The organism is Yoonia sp. SS1-5, from assembly GCF_038443705.2.
Lineage (GTDB): Bacteria > Pseudomonadota > Alphaproteobacteria > Rhodobacterales > Rhodobacteraceae > Yoonia > Yoonia rhodophyticola.
In genome coordinates this window covers 3842469-3866570 of the sequence record NZ_CP151767.2, presented here as the reverse complement: position 1 = coordinate 3866570, position 24102 = coordinate 3842469, and the positions used below count along the sequence as shown (strand labels likewise).

22 protein-coding genes are annotated in these 24102 nt (G+C 59.9%); 14 read left to right on the top strand and 8 right to left on the bottom strand.

The features are described 5' to 3' along the window. Positions 1 to 42: 42 nt before the first annotated feature. Both AABB31_RS20555 and rpsD read right to left on the bottom strand, forming a co-directional pair. Positions 43 to 1461, bottom strand: a complete 1419-nt coding sequence (locus AABB31_RS20555; RefSeq protein ID WP_342076374.1) for a saccharopine dehydrogenase NADP-binding domain-containing protein — start codon at positions 1459 to 1461, stop codon at positions 43 to 45. 180 nt (positions 1462 to 1641) lie between these two features. After that, positions 1642 to 2262 carry a 30S ribosomal protein S4 gene (rpsD, locus tag AABB31_RS20550; RefSeq protein ID WP_342076375.1) on the bottom strand — a complete coding sequence of 207 codons (621 nt, stop codon included), beginning with the start codon at positions 2260 to 2262 and terminating at the stop codon, positions 1642 to 1644. A 235-nt stretch (positions 2263 to 2497) separates the two neighbouring features. Here rpsD and AABB31_RS20545 point away from each other — a divergent pair, with 235 nt between their 5' ends. Genes AABB31_RS20545 through AABB31_RS20535 form a run of 3 tightly spaced genes read left to right on the top strand, consistent with a single transcriptional unit; the run spans position 2498 to position 3860 of the window. Continuing rightward, the gene (locus AABB31_RS20545) at positions 2498 to 2935 is read left to right on the top strand and encodes a hypothetical protein (protein WP_342076376.1); all 438 of its coding nucleotides are present in this window, start codon (positions 2498 to 2500) and stop codon (positions 2933 to 2935) included. Positions 2936 to 2946: 11 nt separating this feature from the next. Then, positions 2947 to 3420, top strand: a complete 474-nt coding sequence (locus AABB31_RS20540; protein WP_342076377.1) for a DMT family transporter — start codon at positions 2947 to 2949, stop codon at positions 3418 to 3420. Beyond that, positions 3417 to 3860, top strand: a complete 444-nt coding sequence (locus tag AABB31_RS20535; protein ID WP_373635256.1) for a DMT family transporter — start codon at positions 3417 to 3419, stop codon at positions 3858 to 3860. The genes AABB31_RS20540 and AABB31_RS20535 overlap by 4 nt, the downstream gene beginning before the upstream one ends. Positions 3861 to 3890: 30 nt before the next feature. Here AABB31_RS20535 and AABB31_RS20530 read toward each other — a convergent pair whose 3' ends face one another. The 3 genes from AABB31_RS20530 to AABB31_RS20520 form a co-directional block, all read right to left on the bottom strand. Beyond that, the gene (locus AABB31_RS20530; protein ID WP_373635255.1) at positions 3891 to 7193 is read right to left on the bottom strand and encodes an error-prone DNA polymerase; all 3303 of its coding nucleotides are present in this window, start codon (positions 7191 to 7193) and stop codon (positions 3891 to 3893) included. Positions 7194 to 7283: 90 nt separating this feature from the next. Further along, on the bottom strand, positions 7284 to 8750 hold the full coding sequence (locus AABB31_RS20525; RefSeq protein WP_373635823.1) for a DNA polymerase Y family protein: 1467 nt from the start codon (positions 8748 to 8750) through the stop codon (positions 7284 to 7286). Then, positions 8719 to 9396, bottom strand: a complete 678-nt coding sequence (locus AABB31_RS20520; RefSeq protein ID WP_342076380.1) for a hypothetical protein — start codon at positions 9394 to 9396, stop codon at positions 8719 to 8721. The genes AABB31_RS20525 and AABB31_RS20520 overlap by 32 nt, the downstream gene beginning before the upstream one ends. 118 nt (positions 9397 to 9514) lie before the next feature. Between AABB31_RS20520 and AABB31_RS20515 the strand changes: the two genes are divergently transcribed. Both AABB31_RS20515 and AABB31_RS20510 read left to right on the top strand, forming a co-directional pair. After that, positions 9515 to 10750, top strand: a complete 1236-nt coding sequence (locus AABB31_RS20515) for a putative DNA modification/repair radical SAM protein (RefSeq protein ID WP_373635254.1) — start codon at positions 9515 to 9517, stop codon at positions 10748 to 10750. Next, entirely contained in the window at positions 10750 to 11580 is an 831-nt protein-coding gene (locus AABB31_RS20510; RefSeq protein WP_342076381.1) for a TIGR03915 family putative DNA repair protein, read from the top strand. The genes AABB31_RS20515 and AABB31_RS20510 overlap by 1 nt, the downstream gene beginning before the upstream one ends. A 29-nt stretch (positions 11581 to 11609) precedes the next feature. On the opposite strand, the gene AABB31_RS20505 is transcribed toward AABB31_RS20510, so the two are convergent. Continuing rightward, on the bottom strand, positions 11610 to 11753 hold the full coding sequence (locus AABB31_RS20505; protein ID WP_342076382.1) for a hypothetical protein: 144 nt from the start codon (positions 11751 to 11753) through the stop codon (positions 11610 to 11612). A gap of 137 nt (positions 11754 to 11890) precedes the next feature. On the opposite strand from AABB31_RS20505, the gene AABB31_RS20500 reads away from it, so the two are divergent. Next, on the top strand, positions 11891 to 13612 hold the full coding sequence (locus AABB31_RS20500; protein WP_373635253.1) for a hypothetical protein: 1722 nt from the start codon (positions 11891 to 11893) through the stop codon (positions 13610 to 13612). A gap of 245 nt (positions 13613 to 13857) precedes the next feature. On the opposite strand, the gene ychF is transcribed toward AABB31_RS20500, so the two are convergent. Further along, complete coding sequence (gene ychF / locus AABB31_RS20495; RefSeq protein WP_373635251.1) at positions 13858 to 14955, bottom strand: redox-regulated ATPase YchF; 1098 nt, start codon at positions 14953 to 14955, stop codon at positions 13858 to 13860. Positions 14956 to 15053: 98 nt separating this feature from the next. Here ychF and AABB31_RS20490 point away from each other — a divergent pair, with 98 nt between their 5' ends. The 4 genes from AABB31_RS20490 to AABB31_RS20475 all read left to right on the top strand — a co-directional run bounded on the left by AABB31_RS20490 (position 15054) and on the right by AABB31_RS20475 (position 19627). Next, the gene (locus AABB31_RS20490; protein WP_342076384.1) at positions 15054 to 15464 is read left to right on the top strand and encodes a VOC family protein; all 411 of its coding nucleotides are present in this window, start codon (positions 15054 to 15056) and stop codon (positions 15462 to 15464) included. An 85-nt stretch (positions 15465 to 15549) separates the two neighbouring features. After that, complete coding sequence (gene trpA / locus AABB31_RS20485; RefSeq protein ID WP_342076385.1) at positions 15550 to 16341, top strand: tryptophan synthase subunit alpha; 792 nt, start codon at positions 15550 to 15552, stop codon at positions 16339 to 16341. Positions 16342 to 16401: 60 nt separating this feature from the next. After that, positions 16402 to 18414, top strand: coding sequence for a prolyl oligopeptidase family serine peptidase (locus tag AABB31_RS20480; RefSeq protein WP_373635250.1), 2013 nt, complete (start codon positions 16402 to 16404; stop codon positions 18412 to 18414). Between the two features lie 49 nt (positions 18415 to 18463). Next, positions 18464 to 19627 carry an alpha-hydroxy acid oxidase gene (locus tag AABB31_RS20475; RefSeq protein WP_342076387.1) on the top strand — a complete coding sequence of 388 codons (1164 nt, stop codon included), beginning with the start codon at positions 18464 to 18466 and terminating at the stop codon, positions 19625 to 19627. Between the two features lie 2 nt (positions 19628 to 19629). On the opposite strand, the gene AABB31_RS20470 is transcribed toward AABB31_RS20475, so the two are convergent. Next, positions 19630 to 20793, bottom strand: coding sequence for an MFS transporter (locus AABB31_RS20470; protein ID WP_342076388.1), 1164 nt, complete (start codon positions 20791 to 20793; stop codon positions 19630 to 19632). A 212-nt stretch (positions 20794 to 21005) separates the two neighbouring features. Here AABB31_RS20470 and AABB31_RS20465 point away from each other — a divergent pair, with 212 nt between their 5' ends. The 4 genes from AABB31_RS20465 (at position 21006) to AABB31_RS20450 (ending at position 24101) form a co-directional block, all read left to right on the top strand. After that, positions 21006 to 21665, top strand: a complete 660-nt coding sequence (locus tag AABB31_RS20465; RefSeq protein ID WP_342076389.1) for a 50S ribosomal protein L25/general stress protein Ctc — start codon at positions 21006 to 21008, stop codon at positions 21663 to 21665. 198 nt (positions 21666 to 21863) lie between these two features. After that, positions 21864 to 22346, top strand: a complete 483-nt coding sequence (locus AABB31_RS20460) for a hypothetical protein (protein WP_342076390.1) — start codon at positions 21864 to 21866, stop codon at positions 22344 to 22346. Positions 22347 to 22389: 43 nt separating this feature from the next. After that, on the top strand, positions 22390 to 23064 hold the full coding sequence (gene pth / locus AABB31_RS20455) for an aminoacyl-tRNA hydrolase (RefSeq protein ID WP_342076391.1): 675 nt from the start codon (positions 22390 to 22392) through the stop codon (positions 23062 to 23064). Next, a complete protein-coding gene (locus AABB31_RS20450) occupies positions 23061 to 24101 on the top strand; it encodes a DUF2332 family protein (RefSeq protein WP_342076392.1) in 1041 nt (346 codons plus the stop codon). The genes pth and AABB31_RS20450 overlap by 4 nt, the downstream gene beginning before the upstream one ends. Position 24102 lies beyond the last annotated feature (1 nt).

Genomic DNA, 24102 nt, shown 5'->3' with positions numbered 1-24102 from the left:
CAATGTCAGAGCAAGCCCGCATCGCCCCCGCGCCGGTCAGCCCTATGTCGCCAGCACATTGCGGAACTGCCAGGGGTCGCTTTCATCAATATCCTCCGGAAAATGTTCCCAGCGATCCTGCAGAGGGGTCCAATCGGTGTAATGCGCCTCGACAGGTCCCAGATAGGGGCGCTGCACCTCAAGACAGCGGACATGGTCCATCTCATCCGTTTCGACGATACCGGCCTGCGGATTTTCGAGCGCCCAGACCATCCCCGCCAGCACCGCAGAGGTGACCTGAAGACCGGTCGCGTTCTGATATGGGGCGAGTGACTTTGTCTCGTCGTTCGACAGCCGCGATCCGAACCACAGCGCGTTTTTTTCGTGTCCGTAAAGCAGCACCCCAAGCTCATCAATGCCGCTGACGATCTCGTCTACATCAAGGATTTCATGGGTCTTTTGCTGCACACCGGCGCCAAACATTTCATGCAAGGACAGCACGGCATCATCGCAAGGATGGTACGCATAATGGCACGTGGGGCGGAACGCCGGGTTGGCTGGATCGCCGACGGTAAAGTAGTCGGCGATGCTGACGGATTCGTTGTGGGTGACAAGAAATCCAAACTGCGGGCCGGGCGTGGGGCACCATGTATGTACCCGGGTGATCGCGCCCGGACGCTCGAACCAGATGGCAGACTGGCACCCGGTATCATAACGATGCGCCGTCTCAGGCATCCATTTTTCATGCGTCCCCCATCCCAGTTCGGCAGGCTGGAAGCCCTCGGCGATAAACCCCTCGACCGACCATGTGTTCACAAAAACATCGCGCGGGCGGGGCTTGGCACGGGCCTGGGTGTCGCGTTCGGCAATATGCACGCCTTTGACGCCCAGATCCTGCATCAAGGCACCCCAACCTGCCCGATCCTGCGGCATCGGGTCAGTCCGGCCGAGATCCTTCACGAGGGTCATCAATCCTTCCTTGACGAACCAGCTGACCATGCCGGGATTTGCCCCACAGCAACTGACGGCCGTGGTTCCGCCGGGATTGGCGGCTTTCTCATCCCGGACGGTCTGCCGCAATGCGTAATTCGTCCGCTCGGCATTGTCCGTCGTGTCGAAATAGAAACCGGCCCAAGGCTCGACCACGGTGTCGATGTAAAGCACGCCGATTTCACGGCAGAACTTCATCAGATCAAGCGATGACGTATCGACCGACAGGTTTACGCAAAAGCCCTTGCCGTCCGGAAATAATCCGCCCAGCACTTCGCGGTAATTCTCGGGGGTCAGCGCAATCTGGTGATGTGTGATCCCTTGCGCCGCCAGAAAGGGGCCGCTGTCGGGGTTCGGGTCAATGACACTGAACTTGGCGGCATCATAGCTGAAATGGCGCTGGATCAGGGGCAATGTCCCCTTCCCGATCGAGCCAAAGCCGATCATCACGATATGGCCGTCAATCTGGCCGTAATTGGGGTAAGCGGTCATGGCTGGCACCTTTTTCAACGCTGTCTAGAGTTCAGGTTTAGGGTATCGGGAAGGCGATGAAAATGGGTGGCTGCGCGATGCCGCAGTTAGCGCATGTAAAAAAGGCCGCACGGGGTAACGTGCGGCCTTGATCAAATGTCCCCCGGGTAAATCCGGGGCGATTGCCAAAAGGATCAGAGATCAGTTCTTGGCGTAGAATTCGACGACGAGGTTTGGTTCCATCGTCACAGGATATGGGACGTCGCCCAGACCCGGTGTGCGCACGAAGGTTGCGGTCATCTTGGAATGATCGACTTCCATGTAGTCCGGCACATCACGCTCGGGCAGTTGGCTGGCGACAAGAACCAGTTCCAGCTGCTTGGATTTGTCGCGCACTGCGATCACGTCGCCTTCCTGTACACGGTAAGACGGGATGTTGACCTTCTTGCCGTTCACGGTGACGTGGGCGTGGTTCACAAACTGACGGGCCGCAAAGATGGTTGGCACGAATTTGGCGCGGTAGACCACGGCGTCCAGGCGCCGCTCCAGCAGACCAATAAGGTTCTCACCGGTATCGCCTTTGACACGCTCGGCCTCTGCATAGATGCGGCGGAACTGCTTTTCGGTCAGGTCACCGTAATAACCTTTGAGCTTTTGCTTGGCGCGCAGCTGGATGCCGAAATCGGACAATTTGCCCTTGCGGCGCTGGCCGTGCTGACCGGGGCCATATTCGCGGCGGTTAACGGGTGACTTGGGGCGACCCCAGATGTTTTCGCCCATCCGGCGGTCAATTTTGTATTTGGCAGCGGTGCGTTTGGTCACGGCTGATCTCCTTCGTTTGCGTTTTGAAGGGCGTTGTCCTCTCCGTGGATTTTGCCACGACGACAGGGATCCCCTTGCGGGGGCCACCAACACCAATGAATGCGGGGCTTATAGACAGGATTCGGTGCTTGTCAACGCGCCATCCTTGGGGCCCAGACGCAGGAATGCACCAGTTTCGACAAATTCTCACCATACCGGTGCGGCATCCCGTCCCTGTGACGCAAAAGGAGAAGTCATGGCGCTTGTGTTGGTTGGTGCAGTTTTGTGTTTTTTGGGGCCTTGGTTGATCCTGCATCTGGCGGTGCGGCGCAGGCTGCGGGTATTGCAGGTCCGGCTGCCCGAGGCGTATGAACGCGCGGCCTTTGCCAGCGCTGGCGATGAAAAAGCCACGCATCTGATCCCGCTTGCCATAGATCTGATGCGCAAGCGGCGGTGTACGCCCACATTCAAGGCGCTCAGCCGCGCGGAACAACGGGTGGCCCTGCACGCCTATGCTATCGAAACCCAGCCTGACTGGATATCGCGTTACGCAATCCGGCACCTGAACGGTAGCGAGCGGGCCATCGCAACGCAGTTACGCCATATCAAGGCCTCTCGCCCGCATCACCCCGAGGTGCATTTCGGCGCCATCAAGAAGGCACAGTTGCGCTTGCGCTCTGCCCCCGAAACTTAGATGTCTGGGGCATGTCTGCCCCTGCAATCAATCCGTACCGAATTTTCCATTTCCTTGCCGCCTTTGGCACGGGCGGTCTGCTGACGCTTATGGTTCTGTTTAACGGCACCCTGGCGCAGTTTGGCTCGCTTTTCTTTTCGTCCTGGGTGCCGCATCTGACCGGCACGGTTGCAGCGCTGGCGTTTCTGGCGGTGCTGCGTCCCAAACGGGCCAGCACGGTCCGCGCCCCGCTTTGGGCTTATCTGGGCGGGATATCCGGTGGGGTGACGGTGATGCTGACCTCGGCCAGTATGAACAGCGCGCTGGCGCTGTCGGGGACCATTGCCCTTGGGCTGGCGGGGCAAATGACCTTTAGCCTTTTTGCGGATATGCGCGGCCTTTTCGGATTGCCGCAACGCACGCCACAGATGCGCGACTATAGCGCCTTTGGACTGATCATTCTGGGCAGCCTGATCCTGATCTTCTTTGGGCAGGGGTCGGCATGATCTTTGTGATCTTTGCGGTGTTGGGCGGTGTGCTGGTATCAGTTTCGCGGCAAATCAACGGGCGGCTGGCATTGTCATCATCGGCGATGGAAGCCTCTTTCTGGAACCATCTGGTTGGGCTGATCTTTATCACCGTGATCGCGGTGTTTGCGGGTGGGCTATTCGCAGGGACGCCCGCCGCAGCCCCCTGGTGGGCCTATCTGGGCGGGCCGGTTGGGGTGGTCTTTATTGCGGCGGGAAGCTGGCTGATCGTGCGGATCGGAGCAGCACAGACAGCGATGCTGATCATCGCCGGTCAGATGATATCGGGCGTGCTGCTGGATGTGGCGATGGGCACCGGGGGCAATCTGTTGGCCCGGGTGACCGGTGTGGGGTTGATTGTTGCCGGGATGTGGGTGTCAGCCTCCGGCAAGACACAAAAGGCAAACGACAAGACCTAAGGCGATGCTGGAAAACGGGTCTTGCGGCGGTCAATGAAAGTCGCGGGATTTGGGGATCACACGGACATTGCGGGGATGGCCATGTGTGCCATTGGGCAACGCTCGTTTGACCTCGTCAGCCCGCGCCAATGGAGGATCCAGCGCGTCATTGGATAACCTGTCCAACGCGTCACTGCGATCCGTCAACCCGGTGGCCACCACATGGATGACATCCTCGTCGCGCTGCACATATCCTTTCACATCAATGATCCGGGCGCGCATGATCACCTTGCGATAAGCCTCCATGACTTTGGGCCAGACGACCAGATTTGCGACCCCTGTTTCATCCTCAAGCGTGATGAAACAGACACCCTTGGCACTGCCGGGACGTTGGCGGATCAGGACAATCCCGGCCAGCCTGACAGATTGCCCATTGCGCATCTGTTCCAGCCCGGCAGCCGTGCGATAGCCCTGCCTTGCCATGCTTTTGCGCAGAAATGACATCGGATGTGCTTTCAATGACAGGCGGGTGGTCTGGTAATCCGCCACCACATGCTCACAGATCGGCATCTTCGGCAGCACAAAGCGGGGCTCGTCGCCCTCATCCTTCCTTTCGGCAAAAAGCGGCAGGTCCGGGGCATCCCGCAAGGCGCGCGCATCCCATAACGCCTGGCGACGATCCAGCGTCATGGATCGCACCGCATCCGCAGCGGCCAGTCTGCGCATCGTCCCCGCATCCAGCCTTGCGCGTTTCTTCAGGTCTGCCAGATCGGTAAAGGGCTGCACGCGGGTTTCCATGATCCGGGCGGCCATCTCTTCGCGCATCCCGTCAACCTGACGCAAGCCAAGGCGGACGGCAAAGACCCTGGGGCTGATCGGTTCCAGCGTATTATCCCAGGCGGAATAGTTCACATCCGGCGCACGCACCACGATCCCATGCTCGCGGGCATCGCGCACGATTTGGGCCGGGGCGTAAAAGCCCATGGGCTGGGAATTCAGCAAGGCTGCGCAAAAGACATCCGGATAATGGCATTTGATCCAGCTTGAGACATAAACAAGATGCGCAAAACTGGCTGCATGGCTTTCAGGAAAGCCGTAATCGCCAAAGCCCTTGATCTGGTTAAAGCAGCGGCCTGCAAATTCCGGCTCGTACCCCCGGGCGATCATGCGGCTGACCATCTTGTCTTCTAGTTCCCCGATGGTCCCTTTCGACCGGAATGTCGCCATCGCCTTGCGCAGCTGGTTGGCCTCATCCGGGCTGAACTCGGCGGCGACCATGGCCAGTTTCATCGCCTGCTCCTGAAAGATCGGCACCCCCTTGGTCCGGGACAGAACCTTGCGCAGCTCATGCGGGTCATGCGGGGGGGCGGGTGATGGGTAATCCTCTGGCTCTTTCCCGGCCCGCCTGCGCAAGTAGGGATGCACCATATCCCCCTGGATCGGGCCGGGGCGGACGATGGCAACCTGAATGACCAGATCATAAAACACCCGTGGTTTCAGCCGGGGGAGCATATTCATCTGCGCCCGGCTTTCGACCTGAAAGACACCGAGGCTATCCCCCTTGCAGAGCATATCGTAGGTGGCTTTATCCCCCTCTTCGATACTGGCAAGCGTATGCTTTTCACCGTAATGCGCCGCGATCAGGTCAAACGCCTTGCGGATGCAGGTCAGCATCCCCAGCGCCAGCACATCCACTTTGAGAATACGCAACTCGTCGATATCGTCCTTGTCCCATTCAATGAATGTACGCTCGGGCATCGCCCCGTTGCCCACCGGGACGGTTTCGATCAGCTTTTTCTCGGTCAGGATGAAGCCGCCCACATGCTGACCCAGATGCCGGGGCATGCCGATCATCTGGTCGGCCAGCCTGATCGTGCGCGCCATCAGCGGATCTTTCAGGTCAATGCCTGCTTCTGCGGCCTCGCGTGCGCCCACCTCGCGGCCCCATGACCCCCAGATGGTTTTGGCAAGGGCGGTGGTGATATCCTCGGACAGGCCCATGACCTTGCCCACTTCGCGCACCGCCATGCGTGGGCGGTAATGGATCACTGTCGCACATAAGGCCGCGCGGTCCCGTCCGTATTTCGCATAGATATGCTGGATCACCTCCTCGCGGCGCTCATGTTCAAAATCCACGTCGATATCGGGGGGCTCCTTGCGTTCCTCGCTGATGAACCGCTCAAACAGCAGATCATTTTGGTTCGGATCGACAGCCGTGATGCCAAGCACATAACACACGGCCGAATTCGCGGCCGAGCCGCGCCCCTGACACAGGATCGGCGGTTTGCTCTCGTACCGGGCAAAATTGACAACCTGCTGGATCGTCAGGAAATATTGCGCAATGTCGAGCTTTTCGATCAGCGCCAGCTCCTTGTGTAAGGTCTGTTTCAACGGTGCGGGCACGCCACCCGGATAGCGCCCCTTGGCACCTTTCCACGTCAACTCCTCAAGATAGCCCTGCGGCGTGCGGCCCTCTGGCACGGTTTCCTTGGGATATTCATAGGCCAGTTGGCGCAGATCGAAATTGCACGCATCCGCCACATCCCGCGTGGCCCGGATCGCATGGGGCCATTGGGCAAAAAGCCGGACCATCTGGGCAGGCGATTTCAGATATCGTTCGGCATTCGCATCCAGCAGGAACCCGGCCTTGTGGATCGTCGTCTTGTGCAGGATGCATGTCATCACATCCTGCAAGGGGCGCCGGTCGGGCGCGTGGTAACGCACATCATTGGTCGCCAGGATCGACAGGCCATGGGCTTTGGCAAATATATCCAGCCGGTTGATCCGCGCCCGGTCATCACCGTGATAAAGATAGCTGGCCGCGATATGTTGCAACATGGGCAATGCGCGTTTCAGGCGCCCAAACCCCGCCTCGAAATGATCCAGCTGCGGGCCGGGAACGGCGATCAGATGAACCCCCTCGCTATGCCCCGCCAGATCATCCAGGGTGATGTCGCAGACACCCTTTGCCTGCCAATCCCCCTTGGCATCCTGCATCTTGCCTTTGGACAGCAGCATGCACAGCCAGCCATAAGCATCCCTGTCGCGTGGATAGGCCAGAAATTCCTCACCAGTGACCAGTTGCAGGCGACAACCGATCACCGGGGTGATTTGCGCCTTAAGCGCCTCGGCATGCAGGCGCACAACCCCGGCCATGGTGTTCAGGTCGGCACAGCCCAGTTTGTCATAGCCCAGGGCGTTGGCGGTTGTGGCAAGATCTACGGCATCCGACGCCCCGCGCAGAAAGGAAAAACAGGTGGTCAGCCCCAGTTCGACATAAGGGGCGCGAGGGTTGGGGCGGAACCCGTCATCTTCAATCGTGCGACGCGGGCGCTGGTTATCCATTTCAGGCATGATAACCGCCGCGCGCCTGCACGATCATCTCGCCCAAAATACTCCCGCCGGAGGCATCCCAAATCCGCCACAAGCACAGGCCCCAGATCATCATGCGAAACACCCATGCACAAACCAGCGCGGATCCCCCCCGCGGCCATCCTCATGCAGGCCCTCACGATACAGCCAGATACGCAGGCCTGCGTGATCTTCAACCTTGAAGTAGTCGCGCAACCGGGTCCCCGGCCGATCCTTCCACCATTCCGGGGCGATCCGCTCTGGGCCGGAATAGCGGGCCACGCGATGGGTCTGCCGCCGCCAGACAAACTGTGCCGGAGGACCTTCGGGGACGGCATAAAGCACGCGCACCTCTTCTGGATGCTCCAGCAGACGCAAGGGGCGCTCCCTTGCCGGGGCCACAGCGGTTTCAGCCAAGGCGGCAAGGGCAGCCACATGACCCTCGGCCCGTTCCGGGATATGGCTTTCGCGCAGCATCGGTCGGGTCACGCTGCGCGGCCCGAACTTTGCGCTCAGCCGGTCCACCAGCCGGGTCAGGTGCAGATCATCATCCGCACTGCCATCCATGCGGTGCTGAGCCTCCTGCATCTCTTCCACGCCGCCCGCCTCAAGCGTGATCAGATCAAAGCCGAAACCGGGATTGATCCGGGCAACCTTGTCACGGAACAAGGCATGCAAATGGGCTGGATCACGCGTGCTGGCGGACGTGGCCACATCAACATGGCTGACATCGCCATCGGTGCGATAGACAGTCAGATGCAGGCGACGACAGCCCTGCCCGGCCTGTTTCAACGTCTCACACAGGTTTTCGCATAATTCCGGCAGGTAGGGCGTAGGATCAAAGATCGGCTCGGCCAACCGGCTCTGGACCCGAAAGCGGGGCTTGGCATCCACACTGGCCACAGGTTCCGGCTGCTTGCCCAAAGCCTGATCAAGGCGCATCAACGGATTTGCGGCCAGCTTTGCCTTTACAAACCGGCGGGTCAGCGACAGGCGCGGTACATCCATGACCGCCCCGATGGTTTTCAGACCCAGACGGCGCAAAAGCAGCATGGTTTCAGCATCCAGCCGTAACCCCGTGACAGGCAAGGCGCCCAGATTGATCGCCACCTCGTCCGGTCCGCACACTGACCGCACCGGCCCAAACCGGGCCAAGGCCCATGCCGCCCCCCATGTCGGCGCAACAGCCAACTGCGCGCTGAGACCCAGCAAGGAAAGCTGCGTTTCCATTTCAACCAGCATGGCCGCCTCACCGCCAAGCAGGTGATCTGATCCGGTTGTATCCAGGATCACCCCATTCTCGCCGTCACGCACACTCCATGGACACCAGCGGCGGGCCCAGATCACCAATCGGTCAAGCGCGGCACGGTCACCGGCAGGATCGGCAAATTCCACCTGCAATTCGGGGCAGATTGCGCGCATATCCACAACCCGGGCACCTGCATTTATCCCGTTTTGCCGCGCAGCCCTGTTAGCGGCATGGATAACCGGCCCATGATGCCCCTCGCGGGCCAGGACAAGCGGGATGTCATCCGGCGGCGCGTTGCCCTGCCTGTCCATCACCCGCTGCCAGCGTTCCATCGCGAAATGCGGAAGCGAGATAGAGACGATCCGCCGCCCGGTCATATTCCGCAACCCATTTGCCGGGTTTGATACGCCGCGACCGGAACAGATCCAGCGACCAACGGGGTAACCCGCACGCCATGGCATCGTGCGGATGCGGGGCGGATGGAACAGACCCGATCCGCCAGCGATCCCGCGCCGCGCTGAGATCTGCCGAAGCCGCACGCCGTATCAGCCAGCAAGGGGTATCGGCCGCCTCTGCGCGCAGGGCCAATCGCTTGGTCGCCGTAAAATCGAGCACCGGTGGATCGCCCCATATCTCGCCGATCACGGCACCCAGACTGCGGCAACGCAACCCATCTTCCATCGCCCAAAGCACATCGGATGCCCGGGACAGATCGACCATGATAATCGGGCGCGCCGTGCCGATCCCCGCCAGACATGGCTTGCCCGTCTCCTTGCGGGACAAACGATCCTGTATCCACAAAACAGGGGCATTTGTACGCGGCAGCCGGGATAAAACGAAACCGACCGCTGCGGCATCCATGGCCGTTTCGGGGAATGCCTCGGACAGGGTATGCGGTATCGTCCAGGGGTGATCCCCCTGGCCTGCCAAACGCTTTTCGACTCGCAACGATCCCATACACGACACACCGAATCTCGATTTTATGTTCCCCATTTGTTCTAATTCAGTTGCGGCACTTCGTCAAACCTGCCGATCTGATCTTGCAGGCTGGATGATGAGAACATAACATGAACACATGACAGCGCTCAGCCTTGATAAAAAACTCGCCATCCTCAGTGATGCGGCCCGGTATGATGCCTCTTGCGCGTCCAGCGGCACCGCCCGGCGGGACAGCCGGGACGGCAAGGGGCTCGGGTCAACCGAAGGGTCCGGCATTTGTCATGCCTATGCCCCCGACGGGCGCTGCATCAGCCTACTGAAAATCCTGATGACCAATTTCTGCATCTATGATTGCGCCTATTGCATCAACCGGGTGTCCTCGAATGTGCAGCGCGCGCGGTTCAGCGTTGATGAGGTCATCCACCTGACAATCGAATTCTACCGGCGCAATTACATCGAAGGGCTGTTCCTGTCCTCGGGCATCATCCGGTCACCGGACCAGACCATGTCTGACATGATCCGTATCGCCAAACGGCTGCGCGAAGAGGAATGCTTTCGCGGCTATATCCACCTCAAGACAATCCCAGACGCAGCGCCGGAACTGATCGAACAGGCCGGGCTTTATGCAGACCGGCTGTCAATCAACGTCGAACTGCCCACAGATAAGGGCGTAAAGACCTACGCGCCCGAGAAAAACCCCACAACCATCCGCAAAGCGATGGGCGAGGTGAAAGAGCGTAAACATATCGCAAATGAACGCAGCTATAAGGGCAAGCGCGGCAAGACCTTTGCGCCAGCGGGGCAGTCCACCCAGATGATCGTCGGAGCAGACGGGTCGACAGATGCAACGATCCTTGGCCAATCCACCCGGCTCTATAGCGGCTACGCGTTGCGGCGGGTCTATTACTCGGCCTTTTCGCCCATTCCGGACGCCTCGATGGCGCTGCCCCTGATCAAACCGCCCCTGATCCGCGAACATCGGCTGTATCAGGCGGATTGGCTGTTGCGGTTTTACGGATTTGACGTGGGCGAGATTACGGCCGCGCGGCCGGACGGCAATCTGGATCTCGACATTGATCCGAAACTGGCATGGGCCTTGCAGAACCAGGGTCTGTTTCCGGTTGATGTGAACCGGGCCGGGCGGGAGATGCTGTTGCGGGTCCCCGGCTTTGGCACCCGCACCGTGGGCCGGATCCTGCAAACACGCCGACACAGGCGGTTGCGGTATGAGGATCTGCTGCGCATGGGCGCATCGCTGAAAAAGGCGCAAGCCTTCATCACCGCGCAAGGATGGTCGCCCGGCGCCCTGACCGACAGCGCCAATCTGCGCGCCCGTTTCGCCCCGCCCCCCAAACAATTGAGCCTGTTTTGATGTATACTGTCCCCCTTCCCCAGATCGGCACCGATATTGCATGGCGTGACGCGGCCAAGCGGCTTATCGGTGCAGGCGTGTCACCGCAGGATGTGCTGTGGGACTACGGCGGACAGATGGGTGGGCTTTTTGCGACAACAACACCGCTGCCGCCCCTCACAAGGCGGGTGAAAGCGCCGCAAAGCTTTTTGCAGATGGCCAATACGGTGGTCTGGCATAAGGATACGCAGCGATTTAGCCGACTTTATGCGCTGCTTTGGCGGTTGCGGCATGCGCCGGGGCTGATGCAGGACCGGGGCGACAAAGATCTGGCAAAACTGCGCCAGATGGAAAAGGCTGTGCATCGGTGCAAGCACAAGATGAAAGCCTTTGTGCGGTTCCGGGACTTGCGCCAGGACGGACCACGGCGCAGCTTTGCGGCCTGGTTCGAGCCGACCCATCACACGGTTGAGCCGACCGCCCCGTTCTTTGCCCGCCGCTTTGCCGATATGGACTGGATGATCGCCACGCCGGATATCACCGCGCAATTCGTGGATGGGAACCTGTCCTTCCACCCCGGCCAGCCCAAACCGGACCTGCCCGCCGACGGGGCAGAGGCGCTGTGGGGGACGTATTTCTGCAATATCTTCAACCCCGCCCGCCTGAAGGTGCAGGCCATGACATCCGAAATGCCCCGGAAATACTGGAAAAACTTGCCCGAGGCGCGGCATATCCCTGACCTGATCGCAGGAGCCGAAGCACAGGTGCAAAAGATGCGCGCCGCCGACCCGACCACGGCGCCAGAGCGGGCAAAACGCATTCAGGACCGGCGCCGCAAAAAGGATGATTAGGCCGCGGCGCAAACCGCGGCCAAGGGGCATCAGATCATAATCAGTGCAAGATGCATCCATAGGCTCAGCACAAGGCATATCCGCTGGTCGACCCCTGCAAGGGCTGCGATGCAAAGGAAAGCAGACAGGATATTACCTGCCTCGGTGCAGAAAAAGGTCATGAACTCTGTCATTGGTCTCACTCCATTCAGGGTTGAGACCCGCGGGTCATTGGTTACTGTGATCACGTGGACGAGCATGGTGCCGTTCGCGCCCAACCGGGTGATAGGAAAGTTTCCGTTGGTGACAGGCCGTAGAGGGTTGGTGACATATGGTTACATCGGACGCGTTGAAGGCCTTTGGTGCCGCGGTACGAAAAAGTCGCGTAGAAGCAGGGTGGACGCTCTCAACGCTGGCGGAGGAAGCATTCGGGAACTCTGATCGCAAGGGCTTTGTCAGTCAGATCGAACGCGGCAAACGCCCAATAACGCCTTTAACTGCCGGAAAGCTGGCAGAGGCGCTGGCCCTGAAAGATGATGTGCTGGATTTGATCCTGAAGGGTGATCTGCCAGCGGAAGATACCACAACAGCCGAAGACAGCCGTGCCGCACAACTTTTGGCGGAAACAGAAAAAGACGGCGATCCGGCAATCGGCGAAGACCTTCTAATAGCACTTGCTTACGAATATGCAGGTACAGACACGACCGACGTCCGCATCGCGCATCAGGATCTAAAGGCCGCACTTGAGGCCGCCACGCGGATGCAGGCGCGCGCTGAACTGCCTGACAACACCGATGACGGGGTTGCGGCGGTGCGGGCAGCGTTGCAGCAGCTGAACAAGACCGAGGGGCCAGAGGCAGGCGGCGCCTATCTGGACGACGCGATTGCGCGCAAAGCGGCAGAGATGGGGGCATTGCTCGACCTCGGGGTCGATCAGGACCGGGTGCGCAACGATCCTGGCGCTGCGGCGCAAAAGGTTTTGATGAAGCTGCAGACCGACGCGATCGCTGATTGGGATGCGATCCGTGAAACGGCGGATCATTGGCTGGATATTGGGCAGCGCATGGGGCGTTCCTTTGACCTTAAGGTCGCCGAAAACCTCTTTAACCACGCGCTACAAACCGCACCATCGCCTCAGCTGCGCGGACGGGTGATGGAACAACTGGCACAAACCACGCTCGCAAGAGGTATGCAGGAAACCTCGCCAGGCACATTGTCGCTCGCAGTCACCTTATTTCGCGACCGCATCACGCAAACCGATCGGGCAGCCCATCCGGTTGACTGGGCCCGGCTTTATCACGCGCTGGGAACCGCATTGCAGGTCCTGGCCGGACGAACAGGTGATTTGGGCGATCTCAAAGCCGCGGCAGACGCCTATGAACAAGCCCTCTTGGAACGTCGCCCGGATATTGACCCGATGGATTGGGCCAAGACACAAAACAATCTCGCGGCTGCCAACGCAACACTTGGCGAAAAGATGACCGATAGTGCCCGACTTGAAAGCGCGGCGCATGCATATCGGGCAGCCCTGACCGTCTTTTCCAAGGAAGATACTCCAGCCGCATGGGCAAGCGCCCAGAGCAATCTGGGCAATGTTCTTGCGACACTTGGCATGCAAGGCGATGACGCTGGAAAACTCAAACAAGCCGTAGAGGCCTATCAGGCCGCACTTGAAGTCCAATCAAAAGAACAGCAGCCCATGCTGCGGGCCACAACGCAGCACAATTTGGGCAATGTCCTGTTGCTGCTGCATCGCGCCGACAATGATCTTGTGACTGCACAAGCTGCGCTGGCCGCATTTGACGCCGCGCTGCGTGTCCGCAGCCCCGATAAAACGCCGCTAAGCTGGGCGATGTCGCAAGAGAACAAGAGCGAGGCGCATGTCGCGCTATTCCAAAAAACTGGGGACGCTCAACATCTTGATGCTGCGGAAAATGCTGTGTCCAAGGCCTATGAGATGTATCAGACGGCCGATGCCGCCGATCATTTAAAAAACGCCAGATCCGTTATTAATCAGATCAAGGAATTGCGCGCTAGGGTCAGGACCCATTAATTCCACGTCGCCAGTTTGACTGATTTTGGTCGTGACGAGGCACAGCCCCGCCGTAATAGTGGTTCTATTTCAAGGGGGTGCAACGATGATCACGGCCAAAATCAGCCAAACCCTTCGGGCGCGGATTTCACTTCATCTCAGCGGCGTGGGCCGCTTGTCCGTAGAACAACTATGGCCTGCGCGCCCCAAACCACTGATATTTCGTGAAATTTGCGCTGGCGCCGTGGAATTAATGGGTCCTGACCCTAGGTGTTGAAGAGGAAATGCATCACATCGCCATCCTTGACGATATAGGCTTTGCCCTCGGCGCGCATTTTGCCGGCCTCTTTTGATGGCCCCTCGCCCCCCAGCGTCACGAAATCTTCATAGGCAATCGTTTCCGCCCGGATGAAACCCTTTTCAAAATCGCCATGGATCACGCCCGCGGCCTGCGGGGCTGAGGTGCCTTCCTTGATCGTCCAGGCGCGCGCCTCTTTCGGACCAACGGTGAAATAGGTTTGCAGATGCAACAACGCGTACCCCGCGCGGATCAACCGATCCAGCCCCGGCTCTTCCAGGCCCATTTCGCCCAGGAACATCTCGGCCTCGTCAGCCTCCAGCTGGCTGATCTCTTCCTCGATGCGGGCAGAGATTACCACATGGGCATTGCCCTGTGCGGCGGCCATCTCGGCCACGCGGGCCGACTGGCTGTTGCCCGTGCCGGCACTGTCTTCTTCGACGTTGCAGACATACAAAATAGGCTTGGTGGTCAGCAATTGCAGCATTTTCCACGCCTTGGCATCCTCGTCATCCACAGCTACGGTGCGGGCCGGCTTGCCATCTTCGAGGGCTGCTTGGGCGGCTTTCAAAAGCCGCTCTTGCACGACGGCCTCCTTGTCGCCGCCGCGCACCTTGCGGACAATGTTCTGCAACCGCTTTTCGATGCTTTCCAGATCGGCCAGCATCAATTCGGTCTCAATCACGTCCGCATCAGCCACGGGATCAACCCGGCCATCCACATGGGTGATGTCGTCATCCTCAAAACAGCGCAGCACATGGGCGATGGCATCACATTCACGGATATTGGCCAGAAACTGGTTGCCCAGCCCCTCGCCCTTGGACGCACCTTTCACGAGGCCCGCGATATCGACAAAGGTCATCCGGGTGGGGATGATCTGCTTTGACTGGGCGATCGCAGCCAGCTTATCCAGCCGGGCATCCGGCACGGCAACCTCGCCCACATTGGGCTCGATCGTGCAAAACGGGAAATTTGCCGCCTGCGCGGCAGCGGTTTTGGTCAATGCATTAAACAGGGTCGATTTGCCGACATTCGGCAGACCCACGATACCCATCTTGAAACCCATCGAGGCTCTCCTTCGGCTTTGCGTGCTTCTAGGGGCAACCAGGTTTCTGCGCAAGTCGGACCTATGCTATCATCGCGGCCAAACGCCGGGAGGATCACATGCAAATCAATCCATATCTGACCATGAACGGAACGGCCCTTGCGGCCCTGACCTTTTATGCCGATGCGTTGGGCGGCAAGATCGAAGGGGTCATGCGCTTTTCCGAGATACCCGATGGCACGGAAATTCCGCCCGGCCAGGAAGACAGGCTGGCCCATGGCCGGTTGGAATTTGCGGGCGGCAGCCTGATGATCAGCGATGATTTCGAGGATAAGCCGATCACCTACTCCGGCTTTAACATCCAGACCGACTGGCCCACCGTCGCACAGGCGCAGCAAGCATTTGAGAAAATGGCCGCAGGCGGCACGGTTATCATGCCCTTTGAACCGACCTTCTGGGCTGCGGGTTTCGGAATGCTGCGTGACAAATTCGGCGTCAGCTGGATGTTCAATTGCGAAAGCGACGGGTAAGCCGCCAAAACCCCACGACTGATCCGGCATTGATTTTCCCGCATGCATCGCGCAAACCAACGCAAACGTGATGACGGGGACAAAGATGAGCAGAATCGACGCGAAATTTGCGCAATTGCGGGCCGACGGCAAGAAGGCCTTTGTCGCCTATGTCATGGCAGGCGATCCTGATTATGAAACGGGTCTGGAGATCGTCAAAGGCCTGCCCGCGGCCGGTGTCGATATCATCGAACTGGGGATGCCCTTTACCGATCCCATGGCGGACGGCCCGACCATCCAACTGGCCGGGCAGCGCGCGCTGGAGGCCGGTCAGGATCTGGAAAAGACGCTGCAATATGCCCGTGAGTTTCGCAAAACCGATGCGGTCACCCCGATTGTGATGATGGGATACTACAATCCGATCTATTCACGCGGCGTTGATGCATTTCTCAGCGACGCAACTGCTGCAGGTATCGACGGGCTGATCATCGTTGACCTGCCCCCCGAAGAAGATGATGAGCTATGCATCCCCGCCCAGAAGGCCGGGATCAACTTTATCCGCCTCGCCACCCCGACCACAGATGCCAAGCGCCTGCCAAAGGTCTTGGAAAACACCTCGGGCTTTGTCTATTACGTGTCTGTGACCGGCATCACCGGTGCCGCCGCCGCACAGGCAGACAGCGTCGGGCCAGAGGTCGCGCGGATCAAATCAAAAACTGATCTGCCCGTTATTGTCGGCTTTGGGATCAAGAACCCACAGAATGCAGAAGACATCGCCAAAATCGCGGATGGCGCTGTTGTGGGATCCGCCATTGTAGAACGGATCGGCGCAGGTGAAAGCGTGACCGAGGTGTTGGAATTCGTCAAATCGCTTGCCGATGGGGCGCATCGCGCCTGACCCTTGCCAGCACCTGACGATCATGGCTTTGTGCCCCTATATGCCAAAAGGGGGACCGCCATGACCGACCCAATCGCCTTCGCCGCACTCGAAACCGACGCAGACGCTATCGCGGCGTTTACCGCCGAACAGGTCGCACGGACCGAGGCTGCTTTTTGCGACGCCCGGTTCGATGCAGATGTGGCAGAAATCACCCGCGTCATGGAAGACCCCGACAACCTGGGCGGTGTCAGTCGGCGGGGCAGCTGGATGTATAACTGGCACCGCGACGCGGATCATCCGCGCGGGATCTGGCGCCGCGTCGCAGAAGGCACGGCTATTACCGCTGACGCCCGTTGGCAGACGGTCTTTGATCTGGATGCGTTTTGCGCCGAGGAAGATGATGACTGGCACTGGCGTGGGGCTGAAACGCTCTGGTCTGATCAGGACAGGGTTCTGCTCGCACTCTCGCATAAAGGGTCCGACCAGACCCGCTATCTGGAATGGGATTGCAACGCATCTGCCGCTGTAAAGGACGGGTTTGATATCGCGCCGGCCCGGTCGGGGGCAGCCTGGCTTGATGCCGACACGATCCTGCTGGGTACGGCCGCCCTGCCCGGCAGCGCGACCCGGTCGGGATGGCAAGGCCGGATCATTCAGCTGGGGCGCGGCATAGCCATGGCCGACGCGCCCACGGTGTTCGCCGTGGGTCACGACGATTTGCTTGCCTACGCCTATACATTCCCGCTGCAGGACGGCGCGCGCGGGATTGGCCTGGGCCGCGTCCGCAATATCGGCGACAATGTCACAACCATTCGCATCAATGGCCGCGACCAGTTGCTTGAGGCACCGGCTCATACAAGCTGCAGCCATAATGAAACCCATTATGCATATGTAACGGCGGATGACGGGCCGGACCCGGCAGGCACGCTGGTTCTGCGCAAGATCGACGGCAGCGACAAACAGATCCTGTTCCATCCCGGCGACCGCAGGGCCATTCAGGATGCGCAGGTCTTTTTCGGCAGAGATCATGTGTTCTGGGTGGAAGAAGACACGCTTGTCCCCCGGTTGCGCCGATATGATCTGCGCGCTGCTAATGCCGCCCCTGAAACCCTGCCGCTGCCGATTGAAGCGCAAGCGCTGAATATCGGCCCGCTCGACGCCGAGGGCGCGCCGGATGAACCGCTGCAGATGTTTACCAGCGGCTTTCTCGAGCCCAACCAGACATGGGTGTTCGAACAGACAGGCACGCCTGACTACAAACCGATTACCAAGGGAACGACCAGTTTCGATAGCGACGGTATGACAGTCGCCATGCATATCGCGATCTCGGCAGACGGAACCGAGGTTCCCTATCATATCATCCTGCCCAGGGATCACGTCGACGCCATGGGCAGCATCCCGGTGCTGCAATACGGGTATGGCGGCTTTGGGGTCTCGCTTGGCCCCTACTATATGCGGCTGCAGGGTCCCGCATGGCTGGCCCGCGGGGGGGCTTACGTGCAGGCCTATATCCGGGGCGGCTCTGAATTTGGCACGGCGTGGCATCTGGCCGCCAAAGGGCAGAACCGGTTGCGCGGCTACGAGGACTTTGCCGCAATTGCGGCTGATCTGGTCGAACGCGGCTATACAACACCGCAGAAAATCGCCTGCCACGGGGGCAGCAACGGGGGGCTGTTATGCGGGGTGATGCTGACGCGCTTTCCCGAATATTTCGGGGCGGTCTGGGCCAGTGTCGGCGTGCTGGACATGCTGCGCTACCACCTGTTTCCGGCCGGGGCGGGCTGGATCGACGAATATGGCGACCCTGATGATCCGGCCGCCCGCGCATGGCTGCTGGACTACTCGCCAATGCATAACGTGCAGGATCACGGCAAACGGCCCTACCCCGCCGCGTTGATTGACACCAACGAAACCGATGACCGGGTGGATCCATCCCATTCGCGGCGGTTCGCGGCCCTTCTGCAAGAGGCCGGGCAACCTGCATGGTTTCACAGCCGGGCAGGCGGGCATGGGGGCGGCGGGCAAACAACGGCCATCGCGCGCGAACAGGCACTGGGCTACGCGTTCCTGCGCCACGCCTTATCGCTTTGACAGTTTTTGCAGAATTGGTATGACATAATTACCAATTCAGGACTTTCCCATGCCGGTCATCACCACAATTGACGATCTCAAGCGGTTGCATAAGCGCCGTGCGCCAAAGATGTTCTACGACTATGCCGAAAGCGGCAGTTGGACCGAACAAACCTTTCGAGAGAACAGCACAGACTTTGACCTGATCCGCTTGCGGCAGCGGGTGGCGGTCGACATGTCCGACCGCAGCACCGCCGCAACCCTGATTGGGACGGATGTTGCCATGCCATTGGCCCTCGCACCCGTCGGGCTGACGGGGATGCAATGCGCCGATGGCGAGATCAAGGCAGCCCGGGCGGCTGAAAAATTCGGCGTCCCCTATACACTGTCAACGATGTCCATCTGCTCGATTGAGGATGTCGCGGCCCACACGACCCAGCCATTCTGGTTCCAGCTCTACGTGATGCAGGATGAGGAGTTTGTGGATAATATCATTGCCCGCGCGAAAAAGGCCGGCTGTTCGGCACTTGTCCTGACGCTTGATCTGCAGATCCTCGGGCAGCGCCACAAGGACCTTAAGAACGGCCTGACCGCCCCGCCCAAACTGACCATCCCCACAATGATCAACCTTGCCACGAAATGGCATTGGGGGCTGGGCATGCTGCAGACAAAACGTCGGTTTTTCGGCAATATTGTCGGACATGCCAAGGGCGTGGGCGACGCAAGCAGCCTGTCTTCGTGGACGAACGAGCAATTTGACCTGCGGCTTGACTGGGACAAGATTGCGAAGCTCAAGGAAAAATGGGGCGGCAAGCTGATCCTGAAAGGTATTCTGGACGCCGAGGATGCCAAGAAAGCCGCAGCTATCGGGGCGGATGCGATCATTGTCAGCAACCATGGCGGTCGGCAACTGGACGGCGCCCTATCCGCGATCCGTGTCCTGCCGTCGATCGCGGCCGCGGTCGGTGACCGGATTGAGGTTCACATGGATAGCGGCATCCGGTCAGGTCAGGACATGCTCAAGGCGCTGGCGCTTGGCGCCAAGGGCGTCCATATCGGGCGCGCCTATATATATGGCCTGGGCGCGATGGGCGAGGCCGGGGTCAGCAAGGCGCTGGAGATCATCCATAAAGAGCTGGATGTCACCATGGCGCTATGCGGTCGGCGCGATGTCCGGGCGCTGGACCGCGATGTGCTGCTGGTCCCGCAGGATTTCGAGGGCAGCTGGGCTTAGGGTCAGGTCTGCTGGCGTCGGTCGACCGGCACAAGCGGCTGGCGGGCGACCGTGATCGCTAGCGGCACCGTCATAAGGAGTAGCCCCGCGACTGCACCATAAGCGACCCGCAAGCCAAAGGCTTCGGACATCAGCCCCATCAATACTGGCGCAAAGAAGAAGCCCGAAAAGCCGATGACAGCCACACGGCTGATCGCTTCGGTCCGCAGATGCGGGGCGACGAGTTTTCCGACCAGCGCCAGACCTGTCGGCCCAATCACCGAGACGCCCAATCCCAGAACCCCAAAACCCAGATAAGCCCAGCCCGGCGTTGTTGCGATGGCCGCCAGCACTGCTCCAACAGCCGAAATCACGGATGCGACGATCACCACGGGCACTTCGCGCATCTTTTCCAGCACCGCCTGACCGGAAAACCGGCCAATCGCCATGGTCAGCCCCAGCATGGCAGGGCCAAGCGCCCCTTCGGCGGCCCCACCGCCCAATGTGCGCTCCACATGCAGCGCCGACCATGCCTCGACCGTGGCTTCAGACATGAAGGCCACAAACGTGATCGCACCGCAAAGGGCAATGGGCCAAAGCGGGTAGCGGCCCTGATAGCCATCCTCTGCCGTGACATCCACAATGTCAGTGCGCAGAAACGGCGCCAGCAACAGGCAAAAAATGCTGAACCCCGCAAAGACGTAAGGTGGCGGCACGCCTGCCTCGCGCGTAAAGCTGACCACGACAGCGGCTATCGCATAGGCCACCGAAAACATCGCGTGATTGGCGTTCATCAGCGGGCGGGCATGCGCGGCCTCCAATTCGCTGACGCGCGCATTCATCACCACATCCAACAGGCCCGAACACAAGCCAACAAGCGCAATAGCCATTGCAAATACCAACGGCGCGCTGATCTGAGAGGGCAGCAGCCATGCCAACGACAAGGCGACGACGCCAAATTGCATGCTGCGCGCACCTAAAAACCGATCCGCGCGGGGCGCCAGCCACATCGACGACACCAGCCCGGTTGCCGACCCCAAAAGCAATGTGCCGAACAGCGCATCAGACGCCATGAGCTGTGCTTTCAGCTCTGGCACATGGGCCGCAAAACAGCCCCAAAATACACCCACGACCACAAAGGCAGCAGCCGGACGGCGAGAGATATACAGCGCGTTCAAAACAGACATGCGTGCATGCGTGCACCCGAAATACTGACAACGCAATCTCTAAAATCACGTCCCCTGAAGGTGTGGTGCAAGGATACCGGGCCGGGCCATCCGCGCGCCCTGCCCGATCACCGAAAAAACCCTTTCCAAATGGCCGAATCCCTCCTATACGGCGGGCTTCATCGGGCTCGGACACCCTTGGAGGCGGGCCCCTACATTAAGGAATAAAGACTATGGCTGGAAAGATCCCAGATCTGAACGCCACGGTACGCGCGGGGACAGGCAAGGGGGCCGCCCGCCAAGCTCGCCGTGATGGCGACGTACCTGGCATTGTGTATGGCGGTGGGGCAGACCCCGTTGCGATTAGCATCCCCTTCAACTACCTGCTGACCATGCTGCGCAAAGGGCGCTTCATGTCCACGCTGTTCAACCTGAAAATCGAAGGTCAGGAAGACGTGCGGGTTATCTGCCGGGGCGTGCAGCGCGACGTGGTCAAGGACCTGCCCACACATATCGACCTGCTGCGGCTGAAGCGGACAAGCCGGGTGAAAATCTTTATCCCGGTCGAGTTCCTGAATGCCGACACCTGCCCAGGCGTCAAAAAAGGCGGCGTGCTGACGGTTGTCCGGAACGAAGTCGAAATGGACGTGCTTGCCGGTGACATCCCCGACCAGATCACAGTTGATCTGGCGAATGTCGAAATGGGCGACACGATCTCGATCAGCGACGTATCGCTGCCCGAGGGTGCAAAACCTGTGATCGCAGACCGTGACTTCGTGATTGCGAATATCTCTGCACCACGCGCAGTTGTTGCAGATGACGATGACGGGGACGAAGAAGTCGCCGCAGATGAAGTACCAACAACGGATGATGAAGCCGCCGCTGAAGAATAAGCACGGCACTATCCAAATGAATTGGGCGCCCCGGTTTTGGGGCGCCTTTTTTATGCGCTGCACCTGCCGAGGCTGCGGTGTGATAGTGACGACATCGGCCCGCGATCACAGAAATGTCATTGCGGCCTGGCCGGACAAACTTGGAACACGCCGATCCCTCTGCCATCGTCAGTACACGCCAAATGGGATGGTCCACAGATGAAAAAGCAACGCAAACGCCCCGCCAAGAAGACCCGCAACACCAATACGGCGACGACGGCCCCTGCAAAGGCAACAGATCGCAGGTCCTTTCTGGGCATCGGCCTGGTTGGTGCGGTTGCGGTGGGCGGCGGCGGGTATCTGCTGACCAATATGGTCATGGCCGGCGTTGCAGAGCAGGACCTCAGCCGTGTGGGTCAGGGAACCCCGGCAATCGTTCAGGTCCATGACCCAAGCTGCACGATGTGTCAGGACCTGCAGCGCGAAACGCGTGCAGCACTCAAGGCCTTTGATGATGACGAGATCACCTATCTGGTTGCCAATATCAAAAGTGATGCAGGCGCCGCCTTTGCGACCCTGCATGCGGTCCCGCATGTGACATTGGTGATGTTTGACGGTCGCGGGAACCGACAGGCCGTGCTGAACGGGGTCAGGGACCGCGCGGAATTGCAGGCCGCGTTTGCCCGGCTGCTGGGGCAATAAACACGCACTGGCGCTGCAATGCGGCATAGGCTAGTTTGCGGTCATGAAACTTATCGTTGGTCTAGGAAATCCGGGGGCAAAATACGCCCAGAACCGGCACAATATCGGCTTTATGGCCATGGATCGTATCGCGTCCGATCATGGGTTCGGGGCATGGCGCGGCAAATTTCAAGGACAGATCAGCGATGGCAGGATCGGATCCATGAAGGTCACCCTGCTAAAGCCTGAAACATTCATGAACCTGTCCGGGCAATCCGTTGGCGAGGCAATGCGCTATCTGAAACTGGCGCCCGAAGATATCATCGTATTTCACGACGAAATCGACCTTGCACCGGGCAAGGTCCGGCTGAAAACCGGCGGGGGGCATGCAGGCCATAACGGGTTGCGGTCCATCCACGGCCATATCGGCCCGGACTATGACCGGGTGCGCATGGGGGTGGGCCATCCGGGGCATAAGGATGCCGTCCCAGGCTATGTGCTGCGCGACTTCCCCAAGGCGGATGCCGATTGGCTGGATGACGAATTACGCGGGATCAGCGATGGGATCGGTCATCTTGTCGACGGTGACGGGGGCAAGTTCCTCAACGCCATCGCCTTGCGCGTCGCACCCCCGCGGTCGTCCACCACGGCGCCCAAACCCAAACCCGCGAGCGAAACACCCGCACCGGCGGCTGATACCCGGTCGCCGATGCAACGGCTGGTGGACCGATTTCGGTGATCCCCGCCCATGTCGCTGCTGCCTTCGACTTTCAGTCAAAGGCGTGCAGCAGTCTTGGGTCCCCTTTCATGGGGCAATTGATGCGGCTTTGTGCCACGATGGCGTGGCCAGAGGGGCGCATCACCGAACGGATCTTCAACTGGCAGGGTGATATCGGACCACGGGCACAGTCGGTTCCTCTGCGGCTGGCTGGTGCGCTACACGCGCTGCATTTGCAAAGGCATGCCAGGCTTGCCGCGGTCTATCCCCCACACCAGCCCGGCGATGCGACGCTCTGGGACGCGGTTGCGGATACGCTGACGTCAGACAGCGCCTTTATCGACGCCTTTATCGACAGCGCGCCACAAACCAACGAGGTGCGCAGATCTGCGGTTCTGGTCGCGCTGGGACAGGTCCTTGCGCACCACTTTCCGGGACCGATCCGCACCTCCGAACTTGGGGCGAGCGGGGGATTGAACATCCATTGGGACGATTACGCAGTTGGGATCAACGGGCAGGTTTTCGGGGCGCAACGCCCCGTCCTGACGCTTGGGCCTGACTGGACGGGTGATCTGCCGCCAAAGGCACAGCCGGTCATCAGCGCGCATGCGGGTGTTGACCTCAACCCGCTTGATCCCAGCGCACCCGATGATGCGTTGCGACTGCAGGCCTATCTTTGGCCCGACCAACCCCACCGACTGGAACTGACCCGGGCTGCAATGGGCGCTGCACGCACAAAGATCACGCAAGGGGACGCGATTGATTGGCTCCGGCCGCGGCTGGTACATCAACCGGGACAGATGCACCTGATCTACAGCACAATCGCATGGCAATATTTCCCTGAGACCAAGCAATCCGAAGGTGAGGCCCTGATCGAAGCAGCCGGCGAAACCGCCACCGACCAAGCGCCCCTGGCCTGGTTTGGCATGGAAAATGACGGTGGGACCAAGGGTGCGGCGCTGACGCTGCGGTTCTGGCCGGGGAACGTCCGATGCAAGCTGGGGCGGGCGGATTTTCATGGCCGCTGGGTCAACTGGATCAACCCACCGCTGTCATGAG

Bases quoted from the DNA above. Each gene is read 5' to 3' on its own strand.
- AABB31_RS20530 (WP_373635255.1), bottom strand. From the start codon at position 7,193: ATGCCTGAAATGGATAACCAGCGCCCGCGTCGCACGATTGAAGATGAC.
- AABB31_RS20545 (WP_342076376.1), top strand. From the start codon at position 2,498: ATGGCGCTTGTGTTGGTTGGTGCAGTTTTGTGTTTTTTGGGGCCTTGG.
- AABB31_RS20480 (WP_373635250.1), top strand. From the start codon at position 16,402: ATGACCGACCCAATCGCCTTCGCCGCACTCGAAACCGACGCAGACGCT.
- AABB31_RS20490 (WP_342076384.1), top strand. From the start codon at position 15,054: ATGCAAATCAATCCATATCTGACCATGAACGGAACGGCCCTTGCGGCC.
- AABB31_RS20535 (WP_373635256.1), top strand. From the start codon at position 3,417: ATGATCTTTGTGATCTTTGCGGTGTTGGGCGGTGTGCTGGTATCAGTT.
- AABB31_RS20465 (WP_342076389.1), top strand. From the start codon at position 21,006: ATGGCTGGAAAGATCCCAGATCTGAACGCCACGGTACGCGCGGGGACA.
- AABB31_RS20515 (WP_373635254.1), top strand. From the start codon at position 9,515: ATGACAGCGCTCAGCCTTGATAAAAAACTCGCCATCCTCAGTGATGCG.
- AABB31_RS20470 (WP_342076388.1), bottom strand. From the start codon at position 20,793: ATGTCTGTTTTGAACGCGCTGTATATCTCTCGCCGTCCGGCTGCTGCC.
- AABB31_RS20540 (WP_342076377.1), top strand. From the start codon at position 2,947: ATGTCTGCCCCTGCAATCAATCCGTACCGAATTTTCCATTTCCTTGCC.
- pth (WP_342076391.1), top strand. From the start codon at position 22,390: ATGAAACTTATCGTTGGTCTAGGAAATCCGGGGGCAAAATACGCCCAG.
- trpA (WP_342076385.1), top strand. From the start codon at position 15,550: ATGAGCAGAATCGACGCGAAATTTGCGCAATTGCGGGCCGACGGCAAG.
- AABB31_RS20520 (WP_342076380.1), bottom strand. From the start codon at position 9,396: ATGGGATCGTTGCGAGTCGAAAAGCGTTTGGCAGGCCAGGGGGATCAC.
- AABB31_RS20510 (WP_342076381.1), top strand. From the start codon at position 10,750: ATGTATACTGTCCCCCTTCCCCAGATCGGCACCGATATTGCATGGCGT.
- AABB31_RS20525 (WP_373635823.1), bottom strand. From the start codon at position 8,750: ATGGACAGGCAGGGCAACGCGCCGCCGGATGACATCCCGCTTGTCCTG.
- ychF (WP_373635251.1), bottom strand. From the start codon at position 14,955: ATGGGTTTCAAGATGGGTATCGTGGGTCTGCCGAATGTCGGCAAATCG.
- AABB31_RS20460 (WP_342076390.1), top strand. From the start codon at position 21,864: ATGAAAAAGCAACGCAAACGCCCCGCCAAGAAGACCCGCAACACCAAT.
- AABB31_RS20475 (WP_342076387.1), top strand. From the start codon at position 18,464: ATGCCGGTCATCACCACAATTGACGATCTCAAGCGGTTGCATAAGCGC.
- AABB31_RS20500 (WP_373635253.1), top strand. From the start codon at position 11,891: ATGGTTACATCGGACGCGTTGAAGGCCTTTGGTGCCGCGGTACGAAAA.
- AABB31_RS20555 (WP_342076374.1), bottom strand. From the start codon at position 1,461: ATGACCGCTTACCCCAATTACGGCCAGATTGACGGCCATATCGTGATG.
- AABB31_RS20505 (WP_342076382.1), bottom strand. From the start codon at position 11,753: ATGACAGAGTTCATGACCTTTTTCTGCACCGAGGCAGGTAATATCCTG.